This window comes from Burkholderia sp. NFPP32 (genome assembly GCF_900119325.1).
Taxonomy (GTDB): domain Bacteria; phylum Pseudomonadota; class Gammaproteobacteria; order Burkholderiales; family Burkholderiaceae; genus Burkholderia; species Burkholderia pyrrocinia_C.
The window spans coordinates 1-20,664 of the sequence record NZ_FPJP01000015.1 but is presented as its reverse complement, the minus strand read 5'-3'; the positions used below and the strand labels follow the sequence as shown (position 1 = coordinate 20,664).

General features: G+C 66.2%; 24 protein-coding genes. 13 read left to right on the top strand and 11 right to left on the bottom strand.

Annotation, left to right across the window (positions count from 1 at the left end; genetic code table 11):
• Window positions 1–18 precede the first annotated feature (18 nt).
• The 5 genes from BT264_RS24850 (at window position 19) to BT264_RS24830 (ending at window position 4,647) form a co-directional block, all read left to right on the top strand.
• Window positions 19–969 carry a branched-chain amino acid ABC transporter permease gene (locus BT264_RS24850; protein WP_034178808.1) on the top strand — a complete coding sequence of 317 codons (951 nt, stop codon included), beginning with the start codon at window positions 19–21 and terminating at the stop codon, window positions 967–969.
• Between the two features lie 18 nt (window positions 970–987).
• Window positions 988–2,157, top strand: coding sequence for an ABC transporter permease subunit (locus BT264_RS24845; protein WP_072444872.1), 1,170 nt, complete (start codon window positions 988–990; stop codon window positions 2,155–2,157).
• Window positions 2,158–2,180: 23 nt separating this feature from the next.
• Window positions 2,181–2,957 carry an ABC transporter ATP-binding protein gene (locus tag BT264_RS24840; RefSeq protein ID WP_034178806.1) on the top strand — a complete coding sequence of 259 codons (777 nt, stop codon included), beginning with the start codon at window positions 2,181–2,183 and terminating at the stop codon, window positions 2,955–2,957.
• Window positions 2,957–3,673: an ABC transporter ATP-binding protein gene (locus BT264_RS24835; protein ID WP_034178805.1), complete on the top strand. Its 717-nt coding sequence runs from the start codon at window positions 2,957–2,959 to the stop codon at window positions 3,671–3,673. Before BT264_RS24840 ends, BT264_RS24835 begins: the two co-directional genes overlap by 1 nt.
• A 302-nt stretch (window positions 3,674–3,975) precedes the next feature.
• On the top strand, window positions 3,976–4,647 hold the full coding sequence (locus tag BT264_RS24830) for a DUF2278 family protein (protein WP_072444870.1): 672 nt from the start codon (window positions 3,976–3,978) through the stop codon (window positions 4,645–4,647).
• A 27-nt stretch (window positions 4,648–4,674) separates the two neighbouring features.
• Here the strand turns inward: BT264_RS24830 and BT264_RS24825 are convergent, their stop codons facing one another.
• The 3 genes from BT264_RS24825 to BT264_RS24815 all read right to left on the bottom strand — a co-directional run bounded on the left by BT264_RS24825 (window position 4,675) and on the right by BT264_RS24815 (window position 7,646).
• Window positions 4,675–5,130, bottom strand: coding sequence for a GNAT family acetyltransferase (locus BT264_RS24825; protein ID WP_072444869.1), 456 nt, complete (start codon window positions 5,128–5,130; stop codon window positions 4,675–4,677).
• A 13-nt stretch (window positions 5,131–5,143) separates the two neighbouring features.
• On the bottom strand, window positions 5,144–6,328 hold the full coding sequence (locus BT264_RS24820) for an acetylornithine transaminase (RefSeq protein ID WP_034178802.1): 1,185 nt from the start codon (window positions 6,326–6,328) through the stop codon (window positions 5,144–5,146).
• A gap of 286 nt (window positions 6,329–6,614) precedes the next feature.
• Window positions 6,615–7,646, bottom strand: a complete 1,032-nt coding sequence (locus tag BT264_RS24815) for a CDP-6-deoxy-delta-3,4-glucoseen reductase (RefSeq protein WP_072444867.1) — start codon at window positions 7,644–7,646, stop codon at window positions 6,615–6,617.
• A 107-nt stretch (window positions 7,647–7,753) separates the two neighbouring features.
• Between BT264_RS24815 and BT264_RS24810 the strand changes: the two genes are divergently transcribed.
• Window positions 7,754–8,791 (top strand): NAD-dependent epimerase/dehydratase family protein, encoded by a 1,038-nt coding sequence (locus BT264_RS24810; protein ID WP_072444865.1) that lies wholly within the window; start codon window positions 7,754–7,756, stop codon window positions 8,789–8,791.
• Here the strand turns inward: BT264_RS24810 and BT264_RS24805 are convergent.
• Together BT264_RS24805 and BT264_RS24800 are read right to left on the bottom strand one after the other, a co-directional pair.
• Entirely contained in the window at window positions 8,774–8,962 is a 189-nt protein-coding gene (locus BT264_RS24805; RefSeq protein ID WP_072444863.1) for a hypothetical protein, read from the bottom strand. The two genes, BT264_RS24810 and BT264_RS24805, sit on opposite strands and share 18 nt — an antisense overlap.
• Before the next feature lie 106 nt (window positions 8,963–9,068).
• Window positions 9,069–9,785: a pseudouridine synthase gene (locus BT264_RS24800; RefSeq protein ID WP_072444861.1), complete on the bottom strand. Its 717-nt coding sequence runs from the start codon at window positions 9,783–9,785 to the stop codon at window positions 9,069–9,071.
• Window positions 9,786–9,889: 104 nt separating this feature from the next.
• Between BT264_RS24800 and BT264_RS24795 the strand changes: the two genes are divergently transcribed.
• The 4 genes from BT264_RS24795 to BT264_RS24780 all read left to right on the top strand — a co-directional run bounded on the left by BT264_RS24795 (window position 9,890) and on the right by BT264_RS24780 (window position 12,912).
• Complete coding sequence (locus BT264_RS24795; protein WP_072444859.1) at window positions 9,890–10,270, top strand: copper resistance protein CopC; 381 nt, start codon at window positions 9,890–9,892, stop codon at window positions 10,268–10,270.
• A gap of 65 nt (window positions 10,271–10,335) precedes the next feature.
• Window positions 10,336–10,836, top strand: coding sequence for a DinB family protein (locus BT264_RS24790; RefSeq protein WP_072444858.1), 501 nt, complete (start codon window positions 10,336–10,338; stop codon window positions 10,834–10,836).
• Between the two features lie 179 nt (window positions 10,837–11,015).
• Window positions 11,016–11,789, top strand: coding sequence for an SDR family oxidoreductase (locus tag BT264_RS24785; protein ID WP_006478064.1), 774 nt, complete (start codon window positions 11,016–11,018; stop codon window positions 11,787–11,789).
• Between the two features lie 187 nt (window positions 11,790–11,976).
• Window positions 11,977–12,912, top strand: a complete 936-nt coding sequence (locus tag BT264_RS24780; protein WP_072444857.1) for a LysR family transcriptional regulator — start codon at window positions 11,977–11,979, stop codon at window positions 12,910–12,912.
• A gap of 40 nt (window positions 12,913–12,952) precedes the next feature.
• On the opposite strand, the gene BT264_RS24775 is transcribed toward BT264_RS24780, so the two are convergent.
• The gene (locus BT264_RS24775; RefSeq protein WP_072444855.1) at window positions 12,953–13,849 is read right to left on the bottom strand and encodes a LysR family transcriptional regulator; all 897 of its coding nucleotides are present in this window, start codon (window positions 13,847–13,849) and stop codon (window positions 12,953–12,955) included.
• Between the two features lie 106 nt (window positions 13,850–13,955).
• On the opposite strand from BT264_RS24775, the gene BT264_RS24770 reads away from it, so the two are divergent.
• Complete coding sequence (locus tag BT264_RS24770; RefSeq protein ID WP_072444853.1) at window positions 13,956–14,846, top strand: alpha/beta fold hydrolase; 891 nt, start codon at window positions 13,956–13,958, stop codon at window positions 14,844–14,846.
• 30 nt (window positions 14,847–14,876) lie between these two features.
• Here the strand turns inward: BT264_RS24770 and BT264_RS24765 are convergent, their stop codons facing one another.
• Together BT264_RS24765 and BT264_RS24760 are read right to left on the bottom strand one after the other, a co-directional pair.
• The gene (locus BT264_RS24765) at window positions 14,877–15,776 is read right to left on the bottom strand and encodes an SDR family oxidoreductase (protein WP_072444851.1); all 900 of its coding nucleotides are present in this window, start codon (window positions 15,774–15,776) and stop codon (window positions 14,877–14,879) included.
• 44 nt (window positions 15,777–15,820) lie between these two features.
• Window positions 15,821–16,558: an SDR family oxidoreductase gene (locus BT264_RS24760; RefSeq protein WP_072444849.1), complete on the bottom strand. Its 738-nt coding sequence runs from the start codon at window positions 16,556–16,558 to the stop codon at window positions 15,821–15,823.
• Window positions 16,559–16,677: 119 nt separating this feature from the next.
• Here BT264_RS24760 and BT264_RS24755 point away from each other — a divergent pair, with 119 nt between their 5' ends.
• Window positions 16,678–17,580, top strand: a complete 903-nt coding sequence (locus BT264_RS24755; RefSeq protein ID WP_072444847.1) for a LysR family transcriptional regulator — start codon at window positions 16,678–16,680, stop codon at window positions 17,578–17,580.
• Window positions 17,581–17,608: 28 nt separating this feature from the next.
• Here the strand turns inward: BT264_RS24755 and BT264_RS39330 are convergent, their stop codons facing one another.
• The 3 genes from BT264_RS39330 to BT264_RS24745 all read right to left on the bottom strand — a co-directional run bounded on the left by BT264_RS39330 (window position 17,609) and on the right by BT264_RS24745 (window position 19,243).
• Window positions 17,609–17,776 carry a hypothetical protein gene (locus tag BT264_RS39330; protein ID WP_177318441.1) on the bottom strand — a complete coding sequence of 56 codons (168 nt, stop codon included), beginning with the start codon at window positions 17,774–17,776 and terminating at the stop codon, window positions 17,609–17,611.
• Window positions 17,777–18,404: 628 nt separating this feature from the next.
• Window positions 18,405–18,620 (bottom strand): hypothetical protein, encoded by a 216-nt coding sequence (locus BT264_RS40135; protein WP_256260707.1) that lies wholly within the window; start codon window positions 18,618–18,620, stop codon window positions 18,405–18,407.
• Window positions 18,621–18,847: 227 nt separating this feature from the next.
• Window positions 18,848–19,243, bottom strand: a complete 396-nt coding sequence (locus BT264_RS24745) for a hypothetical protein (protein WP_110281381.1) — start codon at window positions 19,241–19,243, stop codon at window positions 18,848–18,850.
• Window positions 19,244–19,349: 106 nt separating this feature from the next.
• Here BT264_RS24745 and BT264_RS24740 point away from each other — a divergent pair, with 106 nt between their 5' ends.
• Window positions 19,350–19,727 carry a helix-turn-helix domain-containing protein gene (locus BT264_RS24740; RefSeq protein ID WP_072444843.1) on the top strand — a complete coding sequence of 126 codons (378 nt, stop codon included), beginning with the start codon at window positions 19,350–19,352 and terminating at the stop codon, window positions 19,725–19,727.
• The last annotated feature ends 937 nt before the right edge of the window (window positions 19,728–20,664 follow it).

Genomic DNA, 20,664 nt, shown 5'->3' with positions numbered 1-20,664 from the left:
CGGGCCAAGGAGCTTTAAATGGATATTTTCGTCCAGCAGGTTCTCAACGGGCTGGTGCTCGGCAGTGTGTACGCCATCATCGCGTTGGGTTACACGATGGTGTACGGCATTCTCGGCATCATCAACTTCGCGCACGGCGACGTGCTGATGATCGGCGCGATGGTCGCGTTGTCGGCCATCACCGTGCTGCAGAACCACTTCCCCGGACTCGGCAACATCGCCACGCTGACGATCGGCCTGGGCATCGCCGCGGTCGTTTGTGCATTCGTCGGCTTCACGATCGAGCGTGTCGCGTACCGGCCGCTGCGCCGCGCGCCGCGCCTCGCGCCGCTGATCACCGCGATCGGCGTGTCGATCCTGCTGCAGACGGCTGCGATGATCATCTGGTCGCGCAACCCGCTGCCGTTCCCGCAATTGCTGCCGACCGATCCGATCAACGTGATCAAGGCCACCGACACGACGCCGGGCGCCGTGATCTCGGTGACTGAAATCGTGATCATCGCGGTGGCGTTCATCGTGATGGGCGGCCTGCTGCTGCTCGTGCACAAGACCAAGCTCGGCCGCGCGATGCGCGCGATCGCCGAAAGCCCGAACACGGCAAGCCTGATGGGCGTGAACCCGAACTTCGTGATTTCCGCGACGTTCATGATCGGCTCCGCGCTCGCCGCGCTGGCCGGCGTGATGATCGCGTCCGAATACGGCAACGTGCACTTCTACATGGGCTTCATCCCCGGCATGAAGGCGTTCACTGCGGCGGTGCTCGGCGGTATCGGCAACCTCGGCGGTGCGATGGTCGGCGGCGTGCTGCTCGGCCTGATCGAGCAGCTCGGTGCCGGCTACATCGGCAACCTCACGGGCGGCGTATTCGGCAGCAACTACCAGGACGTGTTCGCCTTCATCGTGCTGATCATCGTGCTGGTGTTCCGTCCGTCGGGCCTGCTGGGCGAACGGGTCGCGGATCGCGCGTAACGGAAGGGAGCAAACAACATGACATCCATTCAACCGATCGAATCCTCGACGTCGCTCGTCGAAGAGCGCAATACCGCCAAGACCGTCATCATCGGCATCCTGACCGCTGTGTTCGTGATCGCCGCGCCGATCATCATCGGCTCGGCCGGCGGCAACTACTGGGTCCGCGTGCTCGACTTCGCGATGCTGTACGTGATGCTCGCGCTCGGCCTGAACGTGGTGGTCGGCTTCGCCGGCCTGCTCGACCTCGGCTACATCGCGTTCTACGCGGTGGGCGCGTATACGGCGGCGCTGCTGTCTTCGCCGCACCTGACCTCGCAGTTCGAGTGGATCGCGGCGATCGCGCCCGGCGGGCTGCACATCCCGTTCCTGATCATCGTGCCGATCGCGATGGCGCTGGCGGCCACCTTCGGGATCCTGCTCGGTGCGCCGACGCTGCGCCTGCGCGGTGACTACCTGGCGATCGTGACCCTCGGCTTCGGCGAAATCGTCCGGATCTTCATGAACAACCTCGACCGTCCGGTGAACATCACCAACGGCCCGAAGGGGATCACGGGCATCGATCCGGTGCATGTCGGCGGCTTCAACCTGTCGCAGACGCACTCGCTGTTCGGCCTCCAGCTGCCGTCGGTCTACATGTACTACTACCTGTTCGTGCTGTGCTCGCTGCTGGTGATCTGGACGTGTACGCGCCTGCAGCACTCGCGCATCGGCCGCGCATGGGCGGCAATCCGCGAGGACGAGATCGCGGCGAAGGCGATGGGCATCAACACCCGCAACGTGAAGCTGCTCGCGTTTGCGATGGGCGCATCGTTCGGCGGCCTGTCGGGCGCGATGTTCGGTTCGTTCCAGGGCTTCGTGTCGCCTGAATCGTTCACGTTCTGGGAATCGATCGTGGTGCTGGCGTGCGTGGTGCTCGGCGGCATGGGCCATATCCCGGGCGTGATCCTGGGTGCGGTGCTGCTCGCGATCTTCCCGGAATTCCTGCGCTCGACGATGAGCCCGCTGCAGCATGCGCTGTTCGGTCATGACATCGTCGATACGGAAGTGATCCGTCAGGCGCTGTACGGCCTCGCGATGGTGATCATCATGCTGTACCGCTCGGAAGGCCTGTGGCCCGCGCCGAAGCATGAGGACAAGATCGCGAAACTGGCGAAGCGCGCCAGCAAGAAGCCGGTGCGCGCGTAACGAACGGACAAGGGGATACACACATGAGCGACAAGCAAATCCGACTGTCCGTGCAGGGCGTGAACAAACGCTTCGGCGGCCTGCAGGCACTGTCCGACGTCGGCCTGCAGATCAAGGAAGGCGAGATCTACGGTCTGATCGGCCCGAACGGCGCCGGCAAGACGACGTTCTTCAACGTGATCACGGGCCTCTACACGCCGGACTCCGGCGACTTCAAGCTGGACGGCCAGAACTACACGCCGACGGCCGTGCACCAGGTCGCGAAGGCCGGCATCGCGCGCACGTTCCAGAACATCCGCCTGTTCGGCGGGATGACGGCCCTCGAGAACGTGATGGTGGGCCGCCACGTGCGCACCAAGCACGGCCTGCTCGGCGCGGTGTTCCAGACGCCGGCCGAACGCCAGGAGGAGCGCGAGATCAAGGAACGCGCGATCGAGCTGCTCGAATACGTGGGCGTGCTGCAGTACGCGGACTACACGTCGCGCAACCTGTCGTACGGCCACCAGCGCCGTCTCGAGATCGCGCGGGCGCTGGCGACCGACCCGAAGCTGCTCGCGCTCGACGAGCCGGCGGCCGGGATGAACGCGACCGAGAAGGTCGAACTCACGCGCCTGCTCGACAAGATCCGCTCGGACGGCCGCACGATTCTCCTGATCGAGCACGACGTGAAGCTCGTGATGGGGCTGTGCAACCGGATGACGGTGCTCGATTACGGCAAGGTGATCGCCGAGGGTCTGCCGCAGGACGTGCAGAAGAACCCGAAGGTGATTGAGGCATATCTCGGCGCAGGGGTGCACTGATGGCAGCGGCAATGTTGAAAATCAAGGGCTTGCAGGTCAACTACGGCGGCATCCAGGCCGTCAAGGGCGTTGACATGGAAGTCCGTCAGGGCGAGCTCGTGACGCTGATCGGCGCGAACGGCGCGGGCAAGACCACGACGATGAAGGCGATCACGGGTCTGAAGCCGTATTCGGCGGGCGACATCGAGTACGACGGCAAGTCGATCAAGGGCATCCCGGCACACGAGCTGCTCAAGCGCGGCCTCGCGATGGTGCCGGAAGGCCGCGGGATTTTCGCGCGGATGTCGATCGTCGAGAACATGCAGATGGGCGCGTACCTGCGCAACGACACCGAGCAGATCAAGAAGGACGTCGACCGGATGTTCGGCTTCTTCCCGCGCCTGAAGGAGCGTGCGTCGCAGCTCGCGGGCACGCTGTCGGGCGGCGAGCAGCAGATGCTGGCGATGTCGCGCGCGATTCTCTCCAAGCCGAAGCTGCTGCTGCTCGACGAGCCGTCGATGGGGCTGTCGCCGATCATGGTCGAGAAGATCTTCGAAGTCGTGCGCGAGATCTCGAAGGAGGGCATCACGGTGCTGCTCGTCGAGCAGAACGCGCGCCTCGCGCTGCAGGCGGCCGACCGCGGCTACGTGATGGACTCGGGCATGGTCACGATGGAAGGCGACGCGAAGCAGATGCTCGACGATCCGAAGGTGCGTGCAGCGTATCTGGGTGAGTAAGTGAATGAATGAGCGGGCCCGGTGACGCGCGGCGGCAGATGCCGCGTGCGTCGTACAAGGGCTTTCGAAAGGCTGTCACGGGATGCCGTGACAGCCTTTTTTTTCGTGTTGTGCGATTCGTGTCGAACTGTGTGTGCGAAGGCGACTCCATTCGACTGTTGCACCACGCACGCGACGCGGGAAACGGCAGGGCAGGCCACCCGAAGCCGGTTGCCCGCAGCCGGTCGCCCGCCGCCGGTCGCCCGCAAACCGACACGCGGGCCGCGTAGCATCGACAGCCCGTCGGCACACGGAGAACACGCATGAGTCTGGACTACGGTTTCGTGAAGGCGAAGGTGACATCGGTGGCGAAGCTGAAGGGCTCGCCGCACGGCAGCGAGATCCAGTATCACATCCACCTGACGCTGGCGCTGCCGGCCGGCGACTGGGATGTCGCGATCAACGTCGGCACCAGCGATGCGGACGACTTGCTGAACTACAAGCTGGTCTACGATTTCCACCATCCCGTCACGCAGACGCTCGCGGCTGCGGCGGAGGGCTACACCGACCTCACGGGGCAGGCCGTGCTGCCCGCGCTCGACTACCTGCGCAGCGACATCCTGAACGAGACGGGCGCGTGGCGCGCGAGCGCGGTGATGGACGGCACCGAGAACCCGGAGCCGATCCCGTCGCTGCTGCGGCTCGTGAGCGCCGCGCAGTCGCAGGGCCTCGACGTCGTCGTGTTCGGCCGCACGTATGCGGAAGGCGACGGTATTCACGACACGCACATGAACCAGGGCTCGACGGGCCCGAACTACCTGCATCGCGCAGGCGACGACCATAACGACCACAACGACGTCTGGCAGGACGGCGCGCTGATCGTGCGCGTGAGCGATACGCAGTGGGCCGCGTATTTCGCGGCGTTCGAACAGCAGGCCGTGCCCACCGACGCGCTCGGCAATCCGCTGCCGGGCGCGGGGCCGATCACGCGCTGAGGGCGGCCACTGTCGCCGCCAGCTGAATCACGCGGCCGGCAGCGTCTTGCCGAACGAGATGCGCTCCTCGACGCGATAGCCGAGCGCCGCATAAAAGCGGCATGCATCGTCGTTGCCGGGCAGCACCTGCAGGTTGATCTTCAGGCAGCCGCGCGCGGCGAGCGCGCTTTCCGCGTGCGCGATCAGCGCGCGGCCGACGCCGAGCCGCCGCGCGTCGTTCGCGACGCCGAACGAGTAGAGCCAGCCGCGATGTCCGTCGAAACCCGCCATCAGCGTGCCGACGACGCGCGCGCCGCTGGTCGCGACGAAGAACAGCTCGGGCTGCGTCGCGAGCTTCAGCTCGATCGATCGCAGCGGATCGCGGTGCGGCGGCGCGCCGGCTTCGTCGTACTGCGGGAACGCGTCGCGCCATACCGCGAGCACGGCATCGGTGTCGGCGCGTTCGAACGGGCGGATCGCGACAGCATCGGCGGAGGCATCCATCGCGGCGGTCTCCTTAGAGCGTGTCGAGGATCGACCGCAGCATCGCCATCATCTGGTCGATCTCGTCGGTCGTCACGTTCAGCGCGGGCATGAAGCGCAGCAGGTTCGGCCGCGCGGCGTTCAGCAGCAGGCCGTCGGGCTGCATGTCGCGCGCCTTCTCGACGATCTGCGGGCCGATATCCTTGCCGAGCAGCAGCGCGCGCAGCAGGCCTTCACCGCGTTCGCCTTCGAAGCCGCGCTCCTCCGACAGCTCGAGCAGCTTGCGCTTCAGGTATTCGCCGCGTGCGCGCACGCCTTCGAGGAAGCCGGGCGCGACGAGCTGCGAGATCACCGAATAGCCGGCCGCCGTCATCAGCGGGTTGCCGTTGTACGTGCCGCCCTGGTCGCCGGCCTCGAACACCGCGACGTCGGCCTTCGACAGCAGCGCCGCGAGCGGCACGCCGCTGCCGATACCCTTGCCGAGCGTCATGACGTCCGGCTCGATGTCGGCGAGCTCGTACGCGAACAGCGTACCCGCACGGCCGCAGCCGCTCTGCACTTCGTCGACGATCAGCAGCAGGTTGTGCTGCTTCGTCAGCGCGCGCAGTTCGCGCATGAACTCGCGCGTTGCCGGGATCACACCGCCTTCGCCCTGGATCGGTTCGAGCATCACGGCGACGGTCTTGTCGGTGATCAGCTTCTCGACCGAGTTGATGTTGTTCAGTTCGGCCTTCGGGAAGCCCGGCACCTGCGGCGCGTAGATCGTGTCCCAGCCCGGCTTGCCGCTGGCCGACATCGTCGCGAGCGTGCGGCCGTGGAAGCTGTGGTCGAACGTGATGATCTCGTACGCACCGTTGCGGAACTTGCGGCCCCACTTGCGCGCGAGCTTGATCGCACCTTCGTTCGCCTCGGCGCCGCTGTTCGTGAAGAACACCTTGTCGAACACGCTGTGCTGCGTGAGCAGGCCCGCAAGCTTCGCCATCGGCTCGTTGTAGAACGCCGGCGACGGGTTCAGCAGCTTTTCGGCCTGCGTCTTCAGCGCTTCGACGACACCGTCGTTGCAGTGGCCGAGGCTGTTGACGGCCCAGCCCTGGATGAAGTCCAGATAGCGCTTGCCCGTGTGATCGTAGAGCCACGAACCCTTGCCGTGCGTAAACACGATGTCGGGGCGGTTCGTGATGTACATCAGCGAGTCGATCGGGTAATCGTTCAAGGGCATGGCAGCAGACTCCAGCGGACGTTGAAAGGGAAACGGGCAATAAAAAAGCCACGGAAGGCCGTGGCTGGTGGGTTCGAACAGCTTGTGCGTAACCGGTGAAGCAGTGTGGGGTTACGCGCGAGTCCGTGACGAGCCTGCGGCATCCGGGCGGAGCGGCGAGCGGCGACGTCGAAGAGCGGACAGGAAGCGGTTCATGTGCGCAAGCATAAGGCATCCCGCGCCCCACTGTAAACCGCCGCGATGCCACGGATGTGACATCGCGGCGCGGAACGCGGGCGTGCCGTACTCAGACCGGATGCGCGAGATCGGCAGCGCTCGTGAACGAATCCGCGTAGAACTCGTCGGCCGGCAGCGCGTGGTGCTGCGTGAAGTCGCGCTGCGCGGATTCCACCATCACCGGCGCGCCGCACGCGTACACCTGGTGACCCGACAGATCGGGCAGGTCCTCGATCACCGCGCGATGGACGAAGCCCGTGCGGCCCGTCCATTGGTCGCCGTCGTCGGGCTCGGAGAGCACCGGCACGTACTTGAAGTTCGGGATTTCGCCGGCCCACTGCTCGGCGAGCTCGCCGAGGTAGATGTCCTTCTTGCGGCGTGCGCCCCAGTAGAGCGTCATCGGGCGCGTGATACCCCGGTGCTTCACGTGTTCGATGATCGCCTTGATCGGCGCGAAGCCCGTGCCCGATGCAAGCAGTACGATCGGCTTGTCGGAATCCTCGCGCAGGAAGAACGTGCCGAGCGGGCCTTCGAAGCGCAGGATGTCGCGCTCCTTCATCGCGCCGAACACGTGGTCGGTGAACTTGCCGCCCGGCATGTGGCGGATGTGCAGCTCGATCGGGCCTTCCTCGTGTGGCGCGTTTGCCATCGAGTAGCTGCGGCGCGAGCCGTCCTTCAGGATGAACTCGACGTACTGGCCCGCGAGGTACTGCAGGCGCTCGTTGGCGGGCAACTGCAGCTTCACGACCATCACGTCGTCGGCTTTGCGCTCGAGCGCGGCGATCCGGCACGGCAGCTTCTTGACCTGCACGCCGTCGACGCCGGCGATTTCGCGCACGTCGATCTCGAGATCGCACTGCGCCTTCGAGCAGCACAGCAGCGCGAGGCCGCGCGTGCGCTCGTCATTGGACAGGGCCGACGCGGCATGCGGGCCCTGTTCGATCTGGCCCGACACGATCTGGCCCTTGCAGGAGCCGCACGCGCCGTTCTTGCAGCCGTACGGCAGATGGACGTTCTGGCGCAGCGCGGCCGCCAGCACGGTTTCGTCCGACTCGACCTGGAATTGCCGGCCGCTTTGCTTGAGAGTGACGTTGAATGCCATAGAACCAAACTAGAACAAAATGTGGGGACCGTGCATGTCGAGCACGGCAGCTACAATGCAAACCCGTTGCGCGTCGCGCAACGGTGGCTACTGATTTCGCAACCAACATGATCGCGACACGAATCCTGCGCCGGCCGCGCGCACTGATCGTCGGCTGCGGCGACGTCGGCATGCGCTGCGTCGCGCAATGGCGCGACACGCGCCGCAATCTGCGGATCTTCGCGCTGACGAGCCACCCGGCCCGCTGCGACGAGCTGCGTGCCGCAGGCGCGACGCCGATCGTCGGCGACCTCGATCGCCCGGCGACGCTCGGCCGCCTCGGGGGCCTTGCCCGCACGATCCTGCATCTCGCGCCGCCGCAGTCCGACGGCCGCGACGACCGGCGCACGCGTGCGCTGATCGCCGCAACGACCGTGCCCATGCGGCGACCGTCGGCACCGCCGGCCCCTGCGGTCGGCCGGCTCCGAACGCTGCGCGCCGCTGCCCGGCAGGCCGGCGCGCCCGTTCGGGCAGCGCGTATTGTACCCGACGGTCTTCGCGCGCCGAGGCTCGTCTACGCGAGCACGACGGGCGTATACGGCGATTGCGGCGGCGCGCGCATCGACGAAACGCACCCGCTGCGTCCCGCGAATCCGCGCGCGTTCCGGCGCGTGTCGGCCGAGCGGCAACTGCGCGCGGCGACGGTGCGCGGCGTGCTGTCCGCGCGCATCGTGCGCATTCCCGGCATCTACGCGGCGAACCGTCTGCCGGTCGCGCGGCTCGAGCGCGGCACGCCGGCGCTCGAGCCGGCCGACGACGTCTATACGAACCACATCCACGCCGACGATCTCGCGGCGATCCTGCGCCGCGCAGCCGAGCGCGGCAGGCCGGCGCGCGCCGTGCACGCGTCGGACGACAGCGAACTGCGGATGGGGGAGTATTTCGACCGGGTCGCGCAGGCGCTCGGCCTGCCGCGGCCGCCGCGCGTCAGCCGCGCGGACGCCGAACGCCAGCTCGAACCGGCGCTGCTGTCGTTCATGCGCGAGTCGCGGCGCCTGTCCAACGCACGGCTCAAGGCCGAATTGTGCGTGACGTTGCGTTATCCGACCGTAGACGATTTCCTTCAAACGCTCGCGCCGGGCAGCGCGTCAGGTCAGCGCCGGTAACGCCTCGATCAGCAGGAAGCACAGCAGCGCGCCGATCAGCGCGCCGATCAGGTTCGGATGATATTTGTGCTTCCGGTGCATCGCGGCCAGCAGCCCGCCGATCACGATGACGCCGACGACCGCGAACGCGATCATCACGTACGGCAGTTCGAAAGAATGGTTGATGTTCATGATGTCTCCCCCTGCATCGCTGCTCGTGCAGCTTGTGATTTGAGTATAGCGGGGGATCGTGAGGCCGAGACGCGGCCGGACACCGAACGGTCGTGCGGATTTTCCCTTACAGGGTTTTGTCGGGATTGCGCAACGCTGAAAGGTCGGCGTCGTCGAGCCACCGCCACCCGCCGGGTTCGAGGTCGTCCGGCAGCGCGAAGCCGCCGATGCTTTCGCGGTGCAGCAACTCGACGCGATTGCTTGCCGCCGCGACCATGCGTTTCACCTGGTGATACTTGCCTTCCAGAACGGTCAGCGCGAGCGCGTGCGTGTCGCGCGCATCGGCGGCGACCGCCGCGATCGGCTTCGGCTCGCCGTGGAGCTGCACGCCGGTGCGCAGCGCGTGCAGTTGCGCGTCGTCGAGCGGATGGCGCACGGTCGCCACGTAGGTCTTCGGCACCTTGCGCTTCGGCGACGTGTACGCGTGCACGAACTGGCCGTCGTCGGACAGCAGCAGCAGGCCTGTCGTGTCCTGGTCGAGACGGCCGACGCATTGCACGCCGCGCGCGACGAGCGGCGCGGGCAGCAGGCTGAACACGCTTGCATGATGTTGCGGATCGCGCGAACACTCGTAGCCGGCCGGCTTGTTGAGCGCGAGATACGCGTGCGCGTGGAACGGCCAGGCCGTATCGTCGACCGAGAATACGAGGCCGTCGGTGTCGAACGACGCGTCGGGGTCGGTCGCGCGGGCGCCCGAGACGGCGACGCGGCCCGCTTCGATCAGGCCGCGGCACTGGCGGCGCGAGCCGAAGCCCTGGGTGTAGAGAATGCTTTCGAGATCCATAGCGCGCGCATTCTATCAAGCGGCGCGCGGTCGGCATGAACACGCATGCGCTGGTAAGCTCCCGGAACGCCGCGCGACGCTCGTTCATTCTTCACGGAAAATCCATGCATTTCGATTCGTTCCCGTTCGGCCGCAAGGCTGCCGCAGTCATCCTTGCCGCGACCGCTTCGTCGGCCGCGTTCGCGCATGCGCATCTCGCGAAGAGCGATCCGGCGGCGGGCGTGGTGCTGGCCGCGGCACCGGCCGCCGTCACGATCGACTTCACCGAGCCGCTGGAGCCGGCGTTCAGCTCGATCGTCGTCGTCGACGGCGACGGCGACGGCAAGACGGTGTCGGACGGCAACGCGCGCATCGATGCGTCGAACCGCAAGCGGATGACGGTGCCGCTCACGGCGGTCGGCACGGGCGCCTATACGGTGAAATGGGTGGCCGTCGCGACCGACGGGCACCGCACGCAAGGGGCGTACGGCTTCGGCGTGAAGTGACGCAATGGCGGCGGCAGGCCCGTGCCAGGGCTGCCGCCGCTCTTATCCGACAGGGAGTTTCCCGCATGAATCCGACGACGCTCGATGCACTCGCCGATTTCCCCCGTCTGCTCGAAGCCCATTTCGCGGCCGTGCCCGACGGCTACGCGCGCTGGACGCCCGACGACTGGGCCGGGATCCCGAGCGAGCACTTCTCGCCGCTCGGGCAGCTCTGCCATGTGCGCGACATCGAGATCGACGGTTATCACGTGCGGCTGCGGCGGATGCTCGACGAAGATCGGCCGCTGCTCGTGTCGATCGACGGTGATGCGCTCGCGGTCGAGCGCCGCTACAACGATGCCTATGCGTCCGACGTGCTCGCGGCGATCCGCGAAGCGAGACGCGAGACGCTGGACCTCGTGTCGCGCCTCACGCCCGAACAGTTCGAGCGTATCGGCGAGTTCGACGGCTACGGCTCGCTGACCGTGCGCGGGCTCGTCCATTACCTGTGCAGCCACGATCAGCAGCATCTGGCCGGCATGCAATGGCTGCTCGGCAAGATCGACGCGGCGCTGTACGCACGCTGAACCGGCCGGCGCTCGCGCCGCCGCGAGCGGATTCCGGTGCCGCCGTCGGTGCGGCAGCGCACACTGCGACGTTCCGATTGGATCGGTTTTCTGGATAATCCATCCAGCCGCGACCGGCTGACCGGCGCGGCGCGCGTGCCTACACTCCAAGCTTCGTTCAACGAGAAAAGGAGTCAACCGTGGCAACTCACACGCTCGCAGACAAGGTCGTCCTGATCGCAGGCGGCGCAAAGAATCTCGGCGGCCTGATCGCGCGGGACCTGGCGGGCCACGGCGCGAAGGCGGTGGCGATTCACTACAACAGCGCGGCGTCGCAGGCGCAGGCCGAGGAGACGGCCGCCGCGGTGCGCGCGGCCGGTGCCGAGGCCGCAACGTTCCAGGCCGACCTGACGACGGCCGCCGCGGTCGAGAAGCTGTTCGACGACGCGAAGCAGCGCTTCGGCAAGATCGACATCGCGATCAACACGGTCGGCAAGGTGCTGAAGAAGCCGTTCACCGAGATCAGCGAAGCCGAGTACGACGAGATGTTCGCGGTCAACAGCAAGTCGGCGTTCTTCTTCATCAAGGAAGCGGGGCGGCACCTCGAGGATCACGGCAAGCTCGTCACGCTCGTGACGTCGCTGCTCGGCGCGTTCACGCCGTTCTATGCGGCGTACGAAGGGTCGAAGGCACCGGTCGAGCACTTCACGCGCGCGGCGTCGAAGGAGTACGGCGCACGCGGGATTTCGGTGACGGCCGTCGGGCCCGGCCCGATGGACACGCCGTTCTTCTATCCGGCCGAGGGCGCCGATGCGGTCGCATATCACAAGACGGCGGCCGCGCTGTCGCCGTTCAGCAAGACGGGCCTGACCGACATCGAGGACGTCGTGCCGTTCATCCGCCATCTCGTGACCGACGGCTGGTGGATCACGGGCCAGACGATCCTGATCAACGGCGGCTATACGACCAAGTAACCGACCGCTTAATGGGCCGCACCGGCCGCCGCCGCGGGCGCACGGCGCACCGCAATGGCTCGTTTGCGTGGACAATGGACGGGCGCGCAGCCGCGAGGCCGCGCGCCCGTTTTCTCTGTGCCGCCGGACCCTGCCGCGATGCGCGACGGCTGGCGGCGACGGTCGTCCGAACTCACGTTCCCCGCCGATGGACAAGCTGGATCAGGTCAGAATCTTCCTGCAGGTTGCCGAGATGGGCAGCTTCATCAAGGCCGCGCATGCGCTCGACGTGCCGCGCGCGACCGTGTCGGCGGCCGTCCAGCAGCTCGAGGCGGGGCTCGGCACGCGCCTCTTGCACCGCACGACGCGCCAGGTGCAGTTGACCGCCGACGGCGCGCTGCTGCTCGAACGCGGCCGGCGCCTGCTCGCCGAGGCCGACGAGCTCGATCGACTGTTCCGCCGCCGCGACCGCGACGTGGTCGGGCGGCTGAACGTCGACGTGCCTAGCCGGATCGCGCGCCGCGTGGTCGCGCCCGCGCTGCCGTCGCTGTTTCGCCGCTACCCGAAGCTGCAATTGTCGCTCGGCTCGACGGACCGCTCGATCGACCTGGTTCAGGAGGGCGTCGACTGTGCGATCCGCGTCGGGCGGCTCGCGGACAGCAGCCTCGTCGTGCGGCCGCTCGGACAGTTCACGCTGATCAACTGCGCGAGCCCCGACTACCTGCGCGAATGCGGCGTGCCCGAGCATCCGGATGCGCTCGCGCACGGGCACTGGGCGATCGGCTATGCGTCGCCGACGACGGGGCGCGAGCTCGGGTGGGAATACTGCGTGGACGGCGAGCGGCACACGCTGACGCTGCCGAGCCGCGTGATCGTCAACAACGCCGAAACCTATATCGCCGGCTGCATCGCCGGGATGGGGCTGATCCAGATTCCGCGGTTCGACGTCGAGCATCTGCTGGACAGCGGCGCGCTCGTCGACGTGATGCCTGGCCATCGCGCCGAGCCGATGGGTGTGTCGGCCGTGTATCCGCACCGGCGGCACCGGTCGCGCAGGCTCAATGCGTTCGTGGATTGGTTCGGGGAGCTGATGGCGGATGCGTTGACGGGGGCGGCGGCCGGGAAGGGCGCGGAAGGCGATTGACCGGGGCGGCCGGTTTGCGGCGTGCGCCGTCGCGCGTGTCTCAGTCGGCCAGCGCTGCGAACCGCCGGTTGCGCCCGACTTCCCGCACCGCTTCGATCAGCGCCGCGCCGGTGCCGTCCGGCTTCGACGCGAACGCATAAAAACGCGCGGCCGGCAGCGCGGGCAGGCCGTCCTGCGGCCCGCATGCGCGCAGCCCGTCGCGTAGCTGGCTGCGCGCCAGTGCGGTGACCGCGAAGCCCGCGAGCGCGGCCGACACGCAGCCGGCCATGCTGCTGCTCTCGAACAGCACGCGAAACGGCCGCAGCGCGGCGGCGAGCGCCGATACGGCGGCTTCCCGATAGACGCACGGTTCCGGAAACAGCGCGAGCGGCACTTCGCCGCCGGCCTCGAGCGTGCGGTCCGACGCGAATGCCCATGCGAGCGGTTCTTCCCACAGCAGTTCGCCCGACGCGTCGACCTGCCGGCACTGCTTGCCGAACACGACATCGAGCCGGCCGAGCGCCTGCTCGCGCAGCAGCGACGCGGTGATCCCGACCTTCAGCTCGATCGCCGTACGCGGATGGCGGTCGCGGAACGTGCGCAGCACGTGAGGCAGCCACGCACCCGCGAAATCCTCCGACGAGCCGACGCGCAGCCGCCCGTGCGCCGGCGCGCCGCGCAGCCTTGCGCGCACTTCGCGCTCCATGTCGACGATGTTGCGCGCATACGCATACAGCGTGTCGCCGGCCGGCGTGAGCGCGATACGGCGCGTCGTGCGTGCGAGCAGCACGGTGCCGGCCGCCTGTTCGAGCCGCTTGATATGGCCGCTGACGGCGGACGGCGTCAGCGCGAGGCGTTCTGCTGCCGGCGCGAACCCGCGGCTGTCGACGACTTCGAGGAAGGTGCGCAGCAGCGCGATGTCGAGCGAGGTCGACGCGGGGTCGGTCAGCGGTTCCATAGGTCAATTCAACGCGATATTCGATGAATGAATCATGATACTCCGTGAATCGTGATGAAAGGCCGACCTACCATCGTTTGCTCAAGTTGACCCGACGGAGAACACGATGACTGCCTATGCGTATGCGACGACCGCATCGCTCGATATCGCCTATCTCGAATGGAACCCGCGCGGCGAACGCGTGGCCGTGCTGCTGCACGGCTGGCCGGACAGCCCGGTCGGCTGGGAGCCCGTGGCGGCGGCGCTTGCCGCGCGCGGCTACCGCGTACTCGCGCCCGCGCTGCGCGGCTTTGCGCCGACGCGCTTTCGCGACGCATCCGTGCCGCGCAGCGGCGAGCTCGCGGCGCTCGGGCGCGACCTGCTCGAATTCGTCGATGTGCTCGGCGTCGAGCGGCCGGTGCTGGTCGGGCACGACTGGGGGGCCCGTGCGGTCGCGAACGCGTGCGGGTTGCGCGACGGCGTCGCATCGCATCTGGTGATGCTGTCGGTCGGGTACGGCACCAACGATCCCGGTCAACCGCTGTCGCTGCAGCAGGCGCGCAACTACTGGTATCACTGGTTCATGGCGACGCCGCGCGGCGAGCAGGCGCTGCGCGACGATCGCCGCGCGTTTGCCCGCGTGATGTGGGACACGTGGTCGCCGCCCGGCTGGTATCGCGACAGCGATTTCGATGCGGCCGCCGCCGCGTTCGACGGGCCCGACTGGATCGACGTCGTGCTGCATTCGTACCGGCATCGCTGGGGGTTCGCGCCGGGCGCGCCGGCCTATGCCGACGACAATGCGCGGCTGAATCCGGCGCCGGTGCTGTCGGTGCCGACGCTCGTGCTGCACGGCGGCGCGGACACCTGCAATCATCCGGACAGCTCGGCTGGGCGCGAACGGTTCTTCGCCGGGCGCTACGCGCGGCAGGTGCTGGACGGCGTGGGGCATTTTCCGCAGCGCGAGGCGCCGGCGGCGGTCGCCGACGCGATCCTCGGGTTCTGCGAGCGCGACTGACGCGCGCCGGCCGGCCCGGCGCGCAGGGGATCAACCGCCGACGCGGGGCGCGAGCAGGTCGGCGAGGCCGATGTTCCGGAACATCTCGCGGCGGATGCGATCGCCGACGCGGAACACTTCCTCCGCGCCGTCCTGCGACGGATCGACGAACACGCGATACGGGCGCTTGCCGGCCGGCGCGGCGACGAGGTCGGCGATCGCCGTCGCGACGGCGCCGGCATCGGCGTCCGTGGGTTCGAGCGCGGCGAGGCCCTGCAGCGCCTGCTCGGCGACGCCCGCGTACGGCCCGCTGTCGTAGGCCGCCAGCACGACGGCATCGGCCGGCTTGCCAGCGTGGACGAAGTGATTCGTGCCCCGGGTGAACGCGCCCGGCACGACGATCGACGTTTCGATGCCCCAGCGGGCGAGCTCGGCCGCATACGACACCGCGAGCGAATCCATCGCGGCCTTCGCGGCGAAGTAGGGCGCGAGGAACGGCGGGGTGCCGCCGCGCGCCGACGAGGACGACACCCACACCAGCAGGCCGCGCCCCTGGCGGCGCAGGTGCGGCAGCGCCGCCCGGTTCACGCGCTGGGTCGACACGACGTTGACGTCGTAGAGCTGCGCCAACTGTTCGGGCGTGAACGCCTCGGCGGGGCCGAACACCATGTGGCCGGCGTTGTGAACGACGACGTCGAGGCGGCCGTGCTCTGCGATCACGCGGCCGATTGCGGCATTGACGGACGCGTCGTCGCCGACATCGAGTTCGACGGTGCGCAGATCGACGCCGTGCTCACGCGCATAGGCGGCGACCGCCGCGACGCGCGGCGCGTTGCGGCCGGCGGTTTCGCGCATCGACGCGTAGACCGTATGGCCGGCGCGCGCCAGCGCCTGGGCCGTCAGCAGGCCGAAGCCGCTGGATGCGCCGGTGACGAGGATGACTTCGTTCATGATGGATCTCCTGGCAGCAGGATGGGGCGGGCGTGCCCGGTGCGTCAGCACATGCCGCCGTTGGCGCGCAGGATCTGGCCGTTGACCCATGCGCCGTCGGAGCCGGCGAGGAAGGCGACGACGCGCGCGATGTCGTCGGGCTGGCCGAGCCGCTCGAGCGGATTCAGCTTCGCGAGCCGGTCGATGAGCTCGGGGCTCTTGCCGTCGAGGAACAGCTCGGTCGCGACCGGCCCCGGCGCTACCGCGTTCACGCGGATCCCGCGCCCGCGCATTTCCTGAGCGAGCACCTGCGTGAGGCTTTCGACCGCGGCCTTGCTCGCGACGTACAGGCCGTAAGTCGGCATGCGCATGCCGATCACGCTGGTCGACAGGTTGATGATGCGTCCGCCGTCGCGCACGCGCTTCGCCGCTTCGCGGCAGACGTTGAAGGTGCCCTTCACGTTGATCGCGAGCGTCTCGTCGAGCACCGCATCGTCGAACTCGGCGATCGCGGCGAGCTTCATCACGCCCGCCGAATTGACGACCACGTCGAGTCCGCCGAACGTGTCGCGCGCCGCATCGAACAGCGCGGCCACGCCCGCCGGATCGGCGACATTCGCCTGCACCGCGACAGCCTGGCCGCCGTCGCCGACGATCGCGTCGACGACTTCGCGCGCCGGCCCGGCGCTGCCCGCATAGTTGACGACGACCCGGAAGCCGTCCCGGGCGAGATGGCGGGCGATTTCCGCGCCGATGCCGCGCGACGAACCCGTGACGAGTGCGACCTGTTCAGATGTGCTCATGTCCTGCTCCTTGGTAGGGGATAAGTGCCGTGCGATCCGGCGACAGGACTACTGTAGGCTTCCTCGATAAATAAAAATAATGAATAATGATCAGTTGATGAATGACTAAAAGTAAGTCAATGGCTTTCGACAGCAGGCTGCTCAGCGGCATTGGGGTGCTCTCGGCGGTGATCGAGGCGGGCACGTTCGCGCGCGCCGGCGAGGCGATGGGGTTGACGCAGCCGGCCGTGAGCCGCGCCGTCGCCCGGCTCGAAGAGCGGGTCGGCATTCGAATCTTCAATCGCACCGCGCGGGCGATCACGCTGACCGACGAAGGGCGGCGCTTTTACGAGGCGGTCGCGCCGCTGCTGGCGGGGATCGAGGAGGCGGCGGTCGACGCCGGCCAATCGAAGGCGCGCGTGCGTGGGCGGCTGCGCGTCAACGTGGACGGCACGTTCGGCCACGCGGTGCTCGCGCCGAGAATGGCGGAATTCCTCGACCGCTTTCCCGAGCTGTCGGTGGAGATCAGCGTGCGGGACCGGATGGGCGACCTCGTCGCCGACGGATTTGACGTGGCGGTGCGTTTCGGCGTGCCCGAGCCGTCGTCATACCGCGCGCGGCTGCTGCTCGAGACGCGCGTGCTCACATGTGCGTCGCCGGCCTATGTCGCGCGCTACGGTGAACCGCGGCATCCGAGCGATCTCGCGCAAGGGCACCACTGTGTGCTGATTCGCGATCCGGTGACCGGCCGGCCGTATGAATGGGAGTTCCATCGCGGCAAGGAGGTCGTGCCGGTCGAGGCGGCCGGCAGGCTGACGGTCAACGACACGGGCGGGCTGCTCGGCGCGTGTATCGGCGGTGTCGGCATCGCGCAACTGCTGGCGCTGTACGCGCGCGACATCGTCGCCGACGGTCGAGTGGTCCAGCTGTTGCCCGAGTGGTCGGACGAGACGTTTCCGCTCTACGCGTATCACCATGCGTCGAGCCTCGTGGCCGCGAAGGTGAGGGTGTTTCTCGACTTCGTCCGCGAGTTGACGGCCTGAGCGACGCGCGCGCCAGGCCGCCGCCGGCTTACTCGGTACGGTGTGGAACGTTGTCGGGGAACGGGTAGGGCGCATGCGGCCCCGGCCATTCGGGGACGGGCGGCATGCTCAGCACGTCGCATCCGCCGACGACGAGCGACAGCAGCGCGGCCAGCGCGCTGCGACAGAGCGTGGACGACATCGTGCGCATGGACATGGCCTGCCTCCGTACGGCTCGTCCGTCATGATGCTTGGACCGGTGGGGAAGGGCGGGCGTTGCGAAGGGCGTGGCGCGCGCAAAAACAAAAAACCCGCGAAGCAGCGAGCTTGCGCGGGTTTCGACGGATGCAGCGGATGAGCGCTGCGAAAAACTGGTGCCAGGGCCGGAATCGAAAAGTTCTTGCTATCGCTTGCCTGGAAATGGTTCGCAGAATTTTCAAGGTGCGGATACCACCATAAATACCACCGGATTACAAACTACGCTGACACCGAGGTCAACTACCTACGCGGTTGGGAGGCGTTGGGCGGTGACGCCTCCGTAGCGGCTGATTCGTTATCGAATCTCAGTACGATCAGCAGTGCGCAGCAACTCGCCGTGATATCTTCGCAGTCCCTCGATCATGTATGGGCACGGTGAGCGGCAATGGCCCGTCGATCAGCGCCGACTCTGTCATGAATCACTGTGGTCCGGTCTCCCGGGCGGCAAAGACCGGGGCAGTGGCGATCGATCGCCGGTGTGATCGACACCACAAAGGGCGACATCAAAGCGAATGCCCTGAATGCAACGATTACCGGCGCCTCGCTGATAAACGCCCAGTTTGTGATCGACGGTGATTGAAGTAAATTCAGCCAAGCCTTTCTGTTTCTATCGAAAGGCGGCCAACGGGATTGCCGACCCTGTTGTGATCGTCGTTAGCCGCTGCTTCCAAGTGGACCCAGAAGACGAAATCGAAGCCCCGTTCCTCCAGTCGCTCGCACTGCTCTTCGGCGGCGGCAAGCTTCAGCAGGCATTGAGCCTGCCAATCCAGCCAATTGCGAACCACCTCCACGAGTCGTTCCATGTGCGCCACAGGATCGCGCCGGCGCTGCAATGATCGTGCGCATTCTCCAGCCGATTTGGACCAAAAAGGCAGAGGCAGCGCTCTCGATCGAGTTGCTCGCCTTCCAGATCGTTTTGCACGGCGAGTGCGCCGGTCAGAACGTAAGGTGCCGGTTCTTCCATTGAACCTCCATTGATTCGATTCGCCCAGCCCCACGAATAGTGCTGAGATATCGGTGTTCTCACGGTCTAGCTCGCTACCGAACGAAACTTCTCGAGAATCTGGGCTTGGCGTTGCAGGAAGGCCTCCAGTTGAATGTGCTCGTCAGCGAGTTCCTTGAGCATGTCTACGTGCACGGCACGTCCGACCGGTATAAATGACGGTTCTCCGTAACGAACTCGTCTGAAGATTGTGCCGATCCGTGCCCATTTCTGGGAGAATTCTTCCACGGCGTCCTCGACGGCTTCCGCTTCGTCGTCGGTCAGTGCGCCGCGAATGCGAATCACGAGTGAATGCGTGACGGCATCCGTTGCGAAGTAAATGTCGGCGGGGGCGGCAATTGTCTGCGCGAACTGCTGGGCATGGTAGTGCCGGAAGTTGTCGACAACAGATAGAGCGCCGCAGATTTCAATGGTGAAAGGCATAGCACCTCCCCGATGAAGGACCACCGTCTTGGGGGACTTCGCGAACATCCTGCAACCATCGGCAGTCGGTTGGTCACGTTCACTACATTATTGTTCAATTGGATATATGAAAACAAAAAATTCTCAATCGAACATATTTTACGTTCGCCTGAAATTGGAGCGGAAACGGCTGGGCATGAATCAAACGGAGTTCGCTGCAGCGGGCGGCGTGCTCCAGCATGCCCAGGTCAACTACGAAAAGGGGGCAAGATATCCCGATGCCGGCTACTTGGCGGGAATCGCGGAGGTGGGTGTGGACGTGCAGTATGTGCTGACCGGCCGGGCGTCTACTTCCGCAACGCTGTCGCTCACGGTCGACGAAGAGCGGCTACTGGCAGGCTTCCGTGAATTGAAGACGCGAGAAAGGCGGGGAGTTTTAGCGCTTGTAAGCGCGATCAACGGGACGCCGTCCGATGATCAAGAGAATGGCATCGCAGAGACGTAACGCGATCCGGGATGTGTGGATTGGTCAATCGGTAGCGGACGTAGAGGGGTCGGCGATGTGTGTCGAGTTGTCCACGGCGCGACTGCACGTCGATAACCAATCATCAAGCGTATGGTATAGGGTTGGGGTTGCCTCCGACTTTTTGTCTTCGACGGAAGCGCTGCCCTTAGCGGTTCTTAGAAACCGCAGTTCCATACCGCTGTATCGCCGACGTGCCACGTGGTTATGTGCATGGCGCCGAATACCGGCGCAAGGCTATCCTGCAGTTCCTCGATTTTCGCGTTGTTTTCGGTGCCGGGTGTGACTTTCGCGCGCACGATGTACAAGCCACGTACAACCGAGATTCACATCCGTGTAATCGCAGTGCGCGATGCATTTAACGCGGCGACGTGAAGAAGTCGGCATGCGCGTGCATGGCCGATTGGTCACGAAGGTATCGGATGTAGAGACTTGGCGAGAACGTGTCAATGCCCGATAAGGTGCAGCGTGTATTTGACGCGTCATCCGTTCAATGCAGGTGGAACTGATGTTCGATCCGCATTCGCAGGGCCGTGGGCGTCTGCGCAAGTCGAATGCACATGCTTGGCGTCGGTGTGGCAATGACGGGACGAGACGGATGAGCATGGTGTTCGCTGGGCAGCGACATCGAATGCGTTCCGGTTGTCCTTCACTGTGAATCGACAGGCACACGATGTTCACCGCGATTCGCGCCAATATGCGCGAACGGGGAAAGCTGATGAAACTGCGTGTGAATCGAGGAAAGCTCTGGTGAAATCAGAAAAAATATTTACTGTTCCGACATGCTCCTAAGTATTCCGATGTATTCCTGACTCATCGAAAGCGACATGAATCGGGTGTTGACGACGCGCAAACGCGTGCGCAAGATGATGTGAAGGTCGTGCATCGGAGTGAGTCATGTCGGGTGTCAGGAGTTTCA